This window comes from Pedobacter sp. NO84, from assembly GCF_059703915.1.
Genome location: NZ_AP046575.1, coordinates 2,336,143 through 2,349,769, shown reverse-complemented (window position 1 = coordinate 2,349,769; position 13,627 = coordinate 2,336,143). Strand labels below are relative to the sequence as shown.

The 13,627-nt window shown below is 38.5% G+C and carries 10 protein-coding genes; 5 read left to right on the top strand and 5 right to left on the bottom strand.

The features are described 5' to 3' along the window. Window positions 1-51: 51 nt before the first annotated feature. A complete protein-coding gene (gene mdh, locus AC6H0V_RS10095; RefSeq protein ID WP_497560064.1) occupies window positions 52-990 on the bottom strand; it encodes a malate dehydrogenase in 939 nt (312 codons plus the stop codon). 201 nt (window positions 991-1,191) lie between these two features. On the opposite strand from mdh, the gene AC6H0V_RS10090 reads away from it, so the two are divergent. From AC6H0V_RS10090 to AC6H0V_RS10070, 5 genes are all read left to right on the top strand, one after another. Next, on the top strand, window positions 1,192-1,656 hold the full coding sequence (locus AC6H0V_RS10090; RefSeq protein WP_497560063.1) for a lipocalin family protein: 465 nt from the start codon (window positions 1,192-1,194) through the stop codon (window positions 1,654-1,656). 1,432 nt (window positions 1,657-3,088) lie between these two features. Next, entirely contained in the window at window positions 3,089-7,522 is a 4,434-nt protein-coding gene (gene dnaE / locus AC6H0V_RS10085; RefSeq protein WP_497560062.1) for a DNA polymerase III subunit alpha, read from the top strand. 141 nt (window positions 7,523-7,663) lie between these two features. Continuing rightward, window positions 7,664-7,981, top strand: coding sequence for a thioredoxin (gene trxA, locus AC6H0V_RS10080; RefSeq protein WP_173272305.1), 318 nt, complete (start codon window positions 7,664-7,666; stop codon window positions 7,979-7,981). A gap of 275 nt (window positions 7,982-8,256) precedes the next feature. Then, the gene (locus AC6H0V_RS10075) at window positions 8,257-9,450 is read left to right on the top strand and encodes a PQQ-dependent sugar dehydrogenase (RefSeq protein ID WP_497560061.1); all 1,194 of its coding nucleotides are present in this window, start codon (window positions 8,257-8,259) and stop codon (window positions 9,448-9,450) included. A gap of 125 nt (window positions 9,451-9,575) precedes the next feature. Further along, window positions 9,576-10,490 (top strand): DUF58 domain-containing protein, encoded by a 915-nt coding sequence (locus AC6H0V_RS10070; RefSeq protein ID WP_497560060.1) that lies wholly within the window; start codon window positions 9,576-9,578, stop codon window positions 10,488-10,490. Window positions 10,491-10,514: 24 nt separating this feature from the next. Here AC6H0V_RS10070 and AC6H0V_RS10065 read toward each other — a convergent pair whose 3' ends face one another. From AC6H0V_RS10065 to AC6H0V_RS10050, 4 genes are all read right to left on the bottom strand, one after another. After that, entirely contained in the window at window positions 10,515-11,702 is a 1,188-nt protein-coding gene (locus tag AC6H0V_RS10065) for an aspartate aminotransferase family protein (RefSeq protein ID WP_497560059.1), read from the bottom strand. A 94-nt stretch (window positions 11,703-11,796) separates the two neighbouring features. Then, window positions 11,797-12,261 (bottom strand): hypothetical protein, encoded by a 465-nt coding sequence (locus AC6H0V_RS10060; protein ID WP_497560058.1) that lies wholly within the window; start codon window positions 12,259-12,261, stop codon window positions 11,797-11,799. A gap of 59 nt (window positions 12,262-12,320) precedes the next feature. Further along, window positions 12,321-12,992 (bottom strand): hypothetical protein, encoded by a 672-nt coding sequence (locus AC6H0V_RS10055; protein ID WP_497560057.1) that lies wholly within the window; start codon window positions 12,990-12,992, stop codon window positions 12,321-12,323. A gap of 14 nt (window positions 12,993-13,006) precedes the next feature. Then, on the bottom strand, window positions 13,007-13,558 hold the full coding sequence (locus tag AC6H0V_RS10050; RefSeq protein WP_497560056.1) for an RNA polymerase sigma factor: 552 nt from the start codon (window positions 13,556-13,558) through the stop codon (window positions 13,007-13,009). Between the last annotated feature and the right edge of the window lie 69 nt (window positions 13,559-13,627).

Here is a 13,627-nt window from a genome sequence, read left to right as displayed (position 1 = left end):
TTGTCAATTTTTTTAACAAGTGTGCTAGAAAATTGACAAAGCTAATACCGATTAGATTAATTTCATTTCAGCAAGTACATTATTCATGTTGCGAACTGCATCAGCACTTTTATTAAATGCTGATTGTTCATCTTCATTTAATTTATAATCGATAATCTTTTCCCATCCATTGCGCCCAATGATTACAGGAACACCTAAACAGATATCTTTTTGACCATATTCGCCATCAAGGCTAACGCAGCAGGTAAATAATTTTTTCTCATCGCGTACAATTGCCTCTACCAATGCTGCACCGGCAGCTCCTGGAGCATACCATGCAGAAGTGCCTAGTAGTCCGGTCAATGTTGCGCCACCTACCATTGTATCTGCTGCAACTTTTGCTAGCGTAGCTTCATCCAATAAATTGCTTACAGGTAAGCTTTGATACGTTGCATAGCGGGTTAATGGGATCATAGTGGTATCGCCATGGCCTCCAATTACAAATCCTTGAAGATCATTTGAATTACAATTTAGAGCAACGCTTAAATAATATTTAAAACGAGCGCTATCTAAAGTTCCACCCATTCCAATAATGCGGTTTTTTGGTAGGCCCAACGATTTCAATGCCAAATAAGTCATGGTATCCATCGGATTGCTAATTACCACAATAATGGCATCCGGAGAATATTTAAGGATATTTTCGGCCACACCTTTTACGATACCAGCATTGATGCCGATTAATTCTTCACGGGTCATCCCTGGTTTCCGCGGTAATCCCGAAGTAATTACCGCAACAGCTGAACCTGAGGTTTGGCTATAATCATTGGTTACACCTTTTATTTTGGTGTCAAAGCCCAATAATGTAGCAGTTTGCATCATGTCAATAGCTTTACCTTCTGCAAAACCTTCTTTAATGTCTAGTAATACTAACTCTTCAGCTAATTCTTTTCTTGCAATATTATCTGCACAGGTGGCTCCAACTGCGCCAGCACCTACTACCGTTATCTTCATTTTATATAGATTTTTAAGATAGAAATTGATTTAAGGCCGAAGTTATAGAATTGGATGGGTTAAAAAAAGTGGTTTATGATTTTTTTTAGCACGGAGCATGGGGCATGGATCAGAGCGCTTAGCACTATGCTCCATACTATGATTATAACTTAGATAAAACATTATTCCACACAAAAGGTTAACTAATAAAAGCTCATTGCCATGGAAGATACAACAGAAAACCAGCCCGTTAAGATTATTGATTATTCGGCATATGCCGGAAAGTGGTACTCTTTATATTCGATCCCGACACTTTTTGATAAAAATTGGAAACAGACTATAGAAACGTACACCTTGGTTGAAGATGATCATTTTGATGTACTAACAACCTATCACAAAAATGGACAACCTGAAGAAAAATCGGTCAGGTCTAAGCTCTTTTTCGATGAGCATAAGCCTGATGGCGATATGAAAGCCCAATTTATATGGCCATTTAAAGCGGGCTATTGGGTAATAGAACTGGCCGACGATTATAGTTATGTGGTAGTAGGTCACCCCGCACAAAAATTCTTGTTTATCATGGCTCGTGAGCCAAAAATGGATCCCATATTATTAAAGGAAATCATCGAACGTTGTAGGCAAATGGGCTATGATACAGGGAGCTTGGTAAGCCAGGAGCATGATTAGTTGACAGTTGATAGTTGGGAGTTAGTTTAATTTAAAACCCACGCTTCCTAACTCGCCCCCGTTTGACGCAAAGTGCCTCTTGTGAAGCAACGAGGATGCATGAAACCCACATTTTAATGGGAAAGCTACAATCATCAAAACCCGTCTTCCCAATTACATTTTCTCTGCCCGTCCGTTAGGCATCTTCCCGTTTTGTTGGCGATACAATCGTCATTCTCAGTTATCCTCGTTACAAACGAGGACAAGAAGGGGTCCAAAGTTAACTCTAATGAAAAATAAAATTGTAAACGGAAACTAGCCAACTCGTCCTCGTTTGAAAACGAGGATGCTCGAGCACAACATTTTTAATGTTGACGATATAATCGTCGTTCTCTATTATCCTCGTTGCAAACTTGAATAAGTGAGAGTTCAAAGTTAACCCAACCGAAAATTGTAAACTGAAATTGTAAACTGAAACTTGTTTGAAACCCACATTTCTAATGTTGACGATACAATCTTCATTCTCAGTTATCCTCGTTGCAAACGAGGACAAGAAGGGGGTCCAAAGTTAACTCTACTGAAAACTAAAACTTGTAAACGGAAACTAGCCAACTCGTCCTCGTTTGAAACGAGGATGCTCGAGCACAACATTTTTAATGTTGACGATATAATCGTCGTTCTCTATTATCCTCGTTGCAAACTTGAATAAGTGAGAGTTCAAAGTTAACCCAACCGAAAATTGTAAACTGAAATTGTAAACTGAAACTAGTTTGAAACCCACATTTCTGATGTGGACGATACAATCGTCATTCTCAGTTATCCTCGTTGCAAACTTGAATAAGTGAGAGTTCAAAGTTAACCCAACCGAAAATTGTAAACTGAAATTGTAAACTGAAACTAGTTTGAAACCCACATTTCTGATGTGGACGATACAATCGTCATTCTCAGTTATCCTCGTTGCAAACTTGAATAAGTGAGAGTTCAAAGTTAACCCAACCGAAAATTGTAAACTGAAATTGTAAACTGAAACTAGTTTGAAACCCACATTTCTGATGTGGACGATACAATCGTCATTCTCAGTTATCCTCGTTGCAAACGAGGACAAGTATCGGTTGCCAACCGAAAACTGTAAACTCATCTGCCACCCTAAATAGTAGTAGTTTATAAACACGTCCCGATAGCTCGCGGGAGTAGCGAGCACGAAGTAAAGCGGAAAGCGGGGCTATCCTTTCCAAAAAGCTTCTGTCCCTGCTTTACTCTTAATTAATTATTCGATCTCACCGCAATTATCCTAACCATATAATAATCAAACAATTTAAAATCCATCTTCCATCTTCCATTTTACATCTTCCATCTTCCATTTTACATCGTCCATTTTTCTCAGATTGTTGATAAATTACTGACACAGCGCTCCTCAAAATTCTCTATTTTTGGTGTCCAACATTTCCCTGTTATGTACCTGATTTTTGATACCGAAACCACCGGGTTACCACGTAATTATAATGCCCCTATTACCGATACGGATAATTGGCCGCGTTGTATCCAAATTGCATGGCAGCTACATGATGATATGGGAAATTTGATAGAGAACCAAGACTATCTGGTTAAGCCTACCGGATTTAATATTCCTTATGACGCAGAAAGAATTCATGGTATTTCTACGGATCTGGCTTCATCAAATGGCGTTGAACTTGCCGAAGTCTTAGAAAAGTTTAATATCGCTCTCAGCAAGGCGAAATTTATAGTTGGGCAGAATGTAGGTTTCGATGTCAATATTATGGGATGCGAGTTTCATCGCTTGGGCATCGAAAGCAAGATGGCTGATATGCCGGTTTTAGATACTTGTACTGAGATCACTGCCGAATTATTGAAAATTCCGGGCGGAAGAGGTGGTAAATTTAAATTGCCAACATTAACCGAACTACATCACTATCTTTTCGGCACCCCCTTTTCTGAAGCACATAATGCAACTGCCGATGTGGAAGCTACTACACGCTGTTTCTTAGAGCTGATCAAAAAAGAAATCTTTAAAAAAGAGGAATTATTGGTAGATACCGATTACTTCTTGCGTTTTAAAGAGGCTAACCCTATACCAATTGTCCCCGTAGGCTTACAGCACATTAATCTAAAGCAGGCATCAGATGAAATTAGAAAACGCCTACAGCAAACTGAGCCGGGGGGCATTTCTAAACAAACGTTGGAGGGGAATAGACAAGAGCTGGCAACTGCGAATTTTATACATCTCCATAATCATACACAATTTTCTGTATTACAATCCACAATTAGTGTCCCGGATTTGGTTAAAGCTGCGGCGGCCCAGCATATGCCAGCAGTTGCACTAACCGATCACGCCAATATGATGGGCGCCTTTCATTTTGTGAGCGCAGCTTCGAAGCATAATAAAGAAGCTAAAGCAAAAAATGAAGAGACAATAAAAATGGGAGAAATTCCGACAGCCCAACTGGTAAAACCCATTGTTGGGGTAGAGTTTTATGTTTGTGATAACCATACCGATAAAACCAGAAAAGACGATGGCTACCAAGTGGTACTTTTGGCAAAAAACAAACAGGGCTACCATAATTTGGCAAAAATGTCGTCTATTGCTTATACAAAAGGCTTTTATTATGTACCGCGGATTGATAGGAAAGTAATCGAGCAATATAAAAGTGATATCATCGTACTGTCTGGGAACCTGTATGGGGAAGTACCCAGTAAATTGTTAAACCTAGGCGAGAAACAGGCCGAAGAAGCACTTATCTATTGGAAAGAATTGGTTGGCGATGATTTCTATATTGAAATTATGCGCCACAATCAAGAAAATGAAGATCGTGTAAATGCTGATCTGATCGCGCTAGCTAGTAAACATGGAGTTAAATTAGTTGCTACAAACAATACCTATTACGTTAATAAAAAAGATGCCAATGCCCACGATATTTTATTGTGTGTAAAAGATGCCGAAAAACAGGCTACACCAATTGGGCGGGGAAGGGGTTATCGTTACGGATTGCCAAATCAGGAGTATTATTTTAAATCTACTGAGGAGATGAAAGCACTCTTTGCAGATCTTCCAGAAGCGATTTTAACAACTCAAGAAATTTCGGATAAAATTGAGGCCTATGAACTTGCTCGGGAGGTATTGTTGCCTAAATTTGATATTCCTGAAGAGTTTTTGGTTGCTGAAGATTTGGCCGATAAAGGCAAACGTGGGGAGAACAACTACTTAAGGCATCTCACCTACGAAGGGGCTAAAAAGCGCTATGGAGAACTTACCGAAGAACTTATCGAACGGTTGGATTTCGAATTGGCAACAATTGAAAACACGGGTTATCCTGGATATTTCTTAATTGTACAGGATTTTATAGCAGAAGCCCGGAGAAGGGATGTATCTGTAGGCCCAGGAAGGGGATCGGCAGCAGGATCCGTAGTTGCTTATTGCTTGTGGATTACCAATATTGATCCCTTAAAATACGACCTGCTTTTTGAGCGTTTCTTGAACCCAGATCGTGTATCCCTGCCGGATATCGATATCGACTTCGATGATGAGGGACGTGGCAGGGTGATGGATTACGTAATCAACAAATATGGCTCTAGCCAAGTTGCACAGATTATCACCTATGGTACAATGGCAGCCAAATCTTCGATCCGGGATACGGCACGTGTGCTAGACCTGCCCTTATTTGAAGCTGATAAAATTGCAAAGCTCATACCAAACATGAAATTGGCGAAAATTTTTAATCTAGACGAAAAGGCTCTAAAAGCCGCTATGCGTCCTGATGAATATGAGCGGGTTACTGAACTTAAGAACCTGGCCTTGGCCAAAAACCTCAGTGCCGAAACCATAGAACAGGCGATTATTTTAGAAGGTTCGTTACGTAATACCGGAGTTCATGCCTGTGGAGTAATTATCACACCCGATGATATCACTAATTTCGTTCCCGTAGCAACAGCTAAAGATTCAGATCTATATGTGACCCAATTTGATAACTCTGTTGTTGAAAGTGCAGGCCTATTAAAAATGGACTTCCTAGGGTTAAAAACATTAACCCTGATTAAGGATACAGTTAAACTTGTTAAAAAGAGACATAATATCGACCTGGATCCGGATGCCTTCCCCATAGATGATGTAAAAACATACGAACTCTTTCAACGTGGCGAAACGGTGGGAATTTTTCAATATGAGAGCCCGGGAATGCAAAAGTACATGAAAGAGCTAAAGCCTACGGTTTTTGGCGATCTAATTGCCATGAATGCACTATACAGACCAGGGCCGATTGCCTATATTCCAAGCTTTGTTAAAAGAAAAAATGGGGAGGAAGAGATTAAATATGACCTGGAAGCCTGTGAAGAACTATTAAAGGAAACGTATGGGATTACCGTTTATCAGGAACAGGTGATGCTTTTGTCACAAAAATTAGCTGATTTTACCAAAGGTGAGGCTGATGTGCTCCGTAAGGCAATGGGTAAGAAGCAACGCGATGTGCTGGATAAGATGAAACCTAAATTTGTTAAACAAGCAGCAGAAAAAGGACACGATGCGGTGATTTTAGAGAAGATTTGGAAAGATTGGGAAGCCTTTGCAGAATATGCCTTTAACAAATCACACTCTACATGTTATGCATGGATTGCGTATCAAACCGCTTATCTTAAAGCCAACTATCCGGCAGAATACATGGCGGCCGTTCTTTCTAACAACATGAGCGATATAAAGCAGGTAGCGTTTTTTATGGAAGAATGCAGGCAGATGGGTGTTACCGTTTTAGGACCAGATGTAAACGAATCAGATCTAAAATTCTCTGTAAATGCCAAGGGCGAAGTCCGTTTTGGTATGTCGGCAGTAAAGGGTGTAGGAGAGAAGGCTGTTGAAAGTATTATCGAAGAACGCGTGTTGAACGGAGCTTACCAAACAGTATTCGATTTTTCTAAGCGCTCAAATACCCGAATAGTAAATAAAAAAGCATACGAAAGTTTTGTATATAGCGGCGCCTTTGATGCTTTTGGTTTCCACAGGGCCCAATATTTTTATATCGGTGCCAACGATAAAATGAACGGCATAGAAAAGCTGATCAAATATGCGAACGATTTTCAGAACAACGAAAATTCGTCTCAAGCTTCACTTTTTGGAGGGTCAAAGGCCGATCTCATTTTAGAACCCAGTTTTCCGGTTTCACCAGAATGGGGATTGATAGACCGGCTTAAATATGAAAAGGATGCGATAGGGATTTTCTTATCCGGCCACCCACTGGATGATTACCGTTTTGAACTTAAAAACTTTTGCCAACATGCAGTAAGGCATTTGGCGGTGGTAAATAAAATCCGTAGCGGCGACACTACTGAAGAAATCTTGGCAGAATTTGAAGGGATTAAAAATAAGGACCTGGTTGTTGGCGGACTGGTAGTAATCGCCTCTCAGCGGATTACCAAAACGGGGAAACCTTTTGGTACTTTTATTTTTGAAGATTACGATGATAGTTGTGAAATAGCCCTATTTGGGGATGATTTTTTAAAATTCAAACAGTTTCTAACGGAAGGTTATTTCTTGCAGATAAGAGGTCGGGTAGGGGAAAGGTTTAGGAAAGAGGGCGATTGGGAGTTCAAGGTAACAGCGGTAGATCTTTTATCCGAGCTGCGGGATAAGCTCACTAAATGCATCACGATCCAAGTGCCTATTGATGAGATTAACGATGAACTGATGGAAAAAATTGAACTGATTGTGCAGGAAAATAAAGAAAATAGCGAGAGACATAACTGTAAGTTGAATTTTGAAGTGTATGACCGAGATCAAAACCTGAAATTGGAACTGCCTTCCAAATCGTTGAAAATTAATCCCAACAATCAATTTTTAGAACAATTAACGAAGTTGAATGTTGTGAATTATAAGTTGAACTAATAGCAGAGGGCATAGGGCTTCAACACATTACGCCATACCCCGTGCCCTAAGTTCCATGCTCACCATAATGTCATATTGACAGCCTGCTATTGATGGCACTACAATTGATAATATATTTGTATATAAATTAAATTATAAGTTATGGCTTTAGAAATAACAGATGCGAACTTCGAAGAAGTTGTATTAAAATCAGATAAACCGGTATTGGTAGATTTTTGGGCAGAATGGTGTGGACCATGTCGTATGGTTGGTCCAATTGTTGATGAAATAGGAAAAGAATACGAAGGAAAAGCATTGGTAGGTAAGGTAAATGTTGATAATAATCCTCAGATTTCAACTCAGTTTGGAATCCGTAATATTCCTGCTTTATTATTCTTTAAAAATGGTGAAGTTGTAGACAAACAGGTTGGGGCAGTACCTAAGTCGGTATTAGCTGGAAAACTGGATAAACAATTATAATAAGCTGAAAGCAAAAAGCTTAAAGCTAGCATTAAACATAGGCTTTATGCTTTACCTTTTTAGCTTTAAGCTCAGGAAATATAACCCTAAATCTTAACTGGTTTAGGGTTTTTCTTTAACCACTCATCGGATGGATATATGCCTGATGCCAATATCCATTCGATGAGTTTTATAAACTTGATAGATAGAATTTATAAACACCAGAATTATTTGTTATTTTTCCTACTCTAATTAGCGTTTTCATAAAATCCTTTAGAAATATTAATACTTTTACCATGAAACTTAAATCAAATACCCTTTTAGCCATTTTATCGCTCTGCATAACAACGTCGATTTTTGCTCAAAATCCTGTCGAAACTAATAGGCCAACTGCAGATTACAAGCCCGCATTCGTTGGACAAACGCGGATTGCTGGGGTAAAAACAGTTGCTGCCTTGAACATTGCTGTTGTAAATAAACAATTAGAAAATCCTTGGAGTATTTCTCAAATGCCTGATGGCAGGTTTTTAATAACCCAAAAAGAAGGAAATATGGTTATTTTAAATGCGGATGGGAAGTTATCAAAAAAGATTACGGGATTACCCAAAGTAGATGATTCGGGACAAGGTGGATTGTTAGATGCTACCTTATCACCTGATTTTGATAAAAATAGGATGATTTTTTGGGCATATGCCGAACCACAAGACAATGGGGCAGTACTGGTTATCGCAAAAGGAAAATTATCGGCTAATGAAACTTCAATTGAGAACCAGGTTATAATTTATCGTGCCAATCCGGTTTATAGCGGTAAACTTCAATATGGATCTCGAATAGTTTTTGATAAAGATGATAACTTATTTGTTAGCACCGGCGAGCGTTCTGGCAAAGATATAAGGATGCAGGCCCAATATCTCAATTCGTCGTTGGGTAAAATACTGCACATCACACAAAGTGGAAAGGCAGTTGCTGGCGGGCCATTTGCCAATACCACAGGGGCAAGGCCTGAAATTTATGCGTATGGACTTCGTAATCCTGACGGTTTGGCCATAAATCCACAAACTGGTGAGTTATGGGAAGCAGAATTTGGTCCACGAGGAGGCGATGAAATTAATATCATTAAACCAGGTAAAAATTATGGGTGGCCAGTAATCACCTATGGTACCGAATATAGTGGTGCGAAAGTAGGAGATGGTATTCAACAAAAAGCTGGGATGGAACAACCGCTTTACTATTGGAATCCGGTTATTTCTCCGGGGAGTATCGCATTTTATAATGGTAATCAGATTGCCGAGTGGAAAGGTAATCTATTTGTGGGCGCTTTAAGTGGTTCACACATCATCCGCTTGGTAATTAAGGGCAATAAAATTGTTGGCGAAGAAAGATTGCTAGAAGATAAAGGAGAACGGTTCCGCGACCTTGTTGAAGGTAAGGACGGTGCATTGTACGCAGTTACCGATGGAGGTAATCTATATCGAATATCCAAAAAATAGAAGATGATTACACTGTCTTTCGACTACGCTCAGGATGACATCTTAAGAGATAACTCTACTGCATCTGTCACCCTGAGCGTAGTCGAAGGGCTTAATTAGCGCAAAAACTCGATACAGCCTACAGAATGGATAACCTCTACGATAACCTCCATCTTTCTACTAACCTCGAGCTACTGGCCAAACAAGTAGTTGAAGGGTTTATTACGGGCTTACATAAAAGCCCGTTTCATGGTTTCTCTGTTGAATTTGCAGAACATCGTTTGTACAATACGGGTGATAGTGTAAAAAATATTGATTGGAAACTGTTCGCCAAAACGGATAAGTTATTTAGCAAGCGTTACGAAGAAGAAACAAATTTGCGTTGTCAGTTTGTAATAGATGCTTCGTCATCTATGTATTTCCCTGATGATAAGTATAATAAATTAACGTTTTCTGTCCAAAGTACAGCTGCATTAATTTATTTGTTAAAAAAACAACGTGATGCATTTGGTTTAAGTTTGTTTACAGATCAGCTTAACTTAAGTACACAAGCTAAATCTACTAATGCGCATCAGAAATATCTCTTTGCACAGTTAGAGCAAGTGCTTCAAACTCCTAAACTAAATATTCAGACCAACCTATCATTGGCATTGCACCAGGTTGCAGAACTTATCCATAAACGGTCTCTTGTAATTATATTTAGCGATTTATTGCAGACTGCTCAGGATGAAGATAAAATTTCGACCTTGTTCTCATCTCTGCAGCACTTGAAATTTAACAAGCATGAAGTAGTAATTTTTAATGTTACCGATAAGAGTAAAGAGGTTGATTTCAATTTTGCAAATCGTCCGTATCAATTTATCGATATGGAGACCGGTGCAGAACTTAAAGTGCATACCTCTAAAGTAGCAGCCTCTTATTTGGCTCAAATGAGTGAATATAGACAGAAAATAGCACTGAAATGTGCGCAATATAAAATTGATATGATTGATGCAGATATTAATGCAGGATTTGATCAGATTTTACAGGGATATTTGATTAAAAGGCAGAAGATGAATTAGCTAATTAACAAATTAGCTGATTAGCTAATGATGTTGCTCTATATTTTTAAGAATTACTGAACAGGCTTCCTTAATCTCTTCTTCAGTAATAATTAAAGGTGGTGCAATGCGCATGGAGTTACTGCAATGCAAAAACCAATCGGTAATAATGCCATCGGCGATACACCCATCAATTATTCTTTTATTGATTTGGTAGCTTTCAAATTCAACTGCAAGCATCAACCCCATTCCTCTCACTTCCTTAATTGCATTGTGTTTTAATAGGGTTTTAAATAACTTGCCTTTTGCATTAACTTCCTCAATTAGGTTTTCGGATAAAATTGCATTTAAAGTAGCTAATCCGGCTGCACAACTCACGGGATGGCCTCCAAACGTGGTTATGTGCCCTAAGATAGGATTATCGGTAAAGACTGCCATTAACGTGGTTGAAGCGATAAATGCCCCAATAGGCATGCCACCGCCCATACCTTTAGCCAATAATAAAATATCCGGAACAACATTAAAATGCTCAAACCCGAAAAGTTTTCCTGTTCTGCCAAAACCACATTGTATCTCATCCAAAACCAATAATGTTCCTGTTGATGTACATTTTTCGCGAAGTGCTGTCATATAGCTTGAATCCGGAATTCTAACTCCTGCTTCGCCCTGCATAGTTTCTATAAAAACTGCAGCAGTTTGTTCGGTAATTAATTCTATATCAGGTAAGTGGTTAAAATCAATGAACTTTATTGAAGGTAAAAGTGGACGATATGCCCGCTTAAATTCTTCATTTCCCATTAAACTTAGTGCACCCTGAGTACTCCCGTGATAGCTATCTCTATAGGCGATAATCTCGCTCCTGTTCGTATATCGCTTTGCTAGTTTCATAGCGCCCTCAACCGCCTCTGCTCCAGAATTTACAAAGTAGGTGCAGTTTAAATTTTCTGGTAAAACAGACGCTAGAGCCCTGGCAAAATTAACCTGTGGACTTTGGACAAATTCGCCATATACCATTAAGTGCATATAGGTTTCAGCTTGTTTTTTAACAGCATCAACAACCGATTCATGGCAATGGCCAACATTACTTACACCGATTCCTGCAATCAGGTCCATATATTTTTTGCCAGCAGAATCATACATATACAATCCCTTTGCCTTCACAAATTCTAATAAAAGTGGACTAGATGAGGTTTGGGCATTGTGTTTAAGAAATAATTCACGTTGTGTAAGCATGTGGCAAAGTTAACCTTTATCGGCTCAACAAATGAAAATAAAAAATCCTGCACGGTTTAACATACAGGATTCTTTAAAAAAAATTAATTATTATTTAGTCAGTTTTTCTTTGAGCATTGCCACCTCTAAACTGATTGAGGATTTCTTTCTTAAACGATTCTTGGGCCCTATAAAACTTTCCAACAATTTTTATGGGAAGGCTGGATTTAAGTTTATTGTAATATTTTTTTTCGATATTTAAATCTCTCTGTTTAAAAGCAAAATCATTTAAGATCAAGGTTTGTATCTCTGTATCAGAAAGATCATCAATTTCTTTTAATTTTCTAAAGCTGATCATTTTTTGAAAACGTTCTTTCCTTAATGCGCTTTGCTCCTTTGTATATTCATTGTAAATAGGCCAAAAAATCTTAGCATCCGCAGGGCTTAGATCTAGCTTGGTAGTTAAAAAAGCTACTTTTCTAGATTCCCATTTTTCATCATCCATTCTTGGTCCCGGCCCTTGAGCGAAGATAAAACTGGGTAATGAAATAAATAATAGGGCAATTAATAGGTTTTTCATTGGTATATACTGTTTTTGATAGATGTCTTTTCAAATGTCAAGCTTGCCTGGCTTATCATTTATAAATTATTTGCTAAATCACTCGATGAGAAATTATCTAAAATATAGTTTTCCATTTCTGTTGGAGTTGCACTACTAGCGGCTTGACTTTCTTCAATGTGTTCGAAAATTACACTTTCGTCAATATCATATAATACCTGTTCGTTGGCGAGTTCGAGGCTAGCAATTTCCTTCACCTCATTTTGTTGTTTTAAATAAAGCCCAGAGGCGATGACAACGAAAAAACAAGCTGCCGAAACATATTTCATGGCTTCTCTATGCCATAATTTAATAACTTTAGGCTGTGATACTGCACCTGAAGTTTTGCTTATAATCTGGTTTTGGAGCTGATCAAAATAATTTGCTGGAGTTATAAAACCCTCATGCTTAACTAAGCTCTTAAGTTCTTCAACAGCAATCCTACTTTCGATCTGATTACCCAGTTCTTCGAAATAATTTTGCGGCACTTTAAAGCCCGAATTTTCGGTTGTCTTTAGGCCATCCAAAAATATCGCATGGTTAATGTTAGCTTGCAAATCATCAAAATACCCATCCGGCACACGATAAGGCGTAGATACAGGTAAGCCAGCTAACAGCGGCGCTTCCTTTTTCTCCCCATGGGACCCCTTTGGGGCATTCGCCATATTTTCATCTTTATTACTCATCACAATAGTATTGATAGATTTTAGCATAAAAGGTTTAATACTTAATCTTCATTTAGTAAAATACTTTCTATTTTCTTAACCGCAATATGAAAAGAAGCTTTTAGGGCACCTACGCTGGTACCCAGAACTTCAGAGATTTCATCATATTTCATATCATCGAAATATTTCATGTTAAAAATTATTCGTTGTTTTTCGGGCAGGGTTAGCACAGCTTCCTGGAGTTTTCGTTGAATTTTATCGCCATCAAAGTAGGCTGATTCTACTAGGCTTTCAGCCAATTCGCCACTCACATCGTCTAAAGAGATGTTATTTTTTATTTTCTTTTTATTCAGAAAGGTAATTGATTCGTTGGTGGCAATTCTATAGATCCAAGTATATAATTGGGAATCGCTCCTAAAATTGGCCAGGTTTTTCCAAACTTTAACAAAAGTTTCCTGCACCAGATCGTCAGTATCATCATGGTCGATAACCAATCTGCGGACGTGCCAGTATATTTTTTGCTGGTATTTAGTTAAAAGCAGGTTGAAGGCCTCATTTCGTGTTTTTTCTACACTAAATTTTTGCAAAATCTCTGCGTCTTCAACTTGTTTCATTCTTGATCAGATTTGAGATGTGAGATGTGAGATTGGGTTAGACTTGATGTCTCGAATCTCATATCTCAA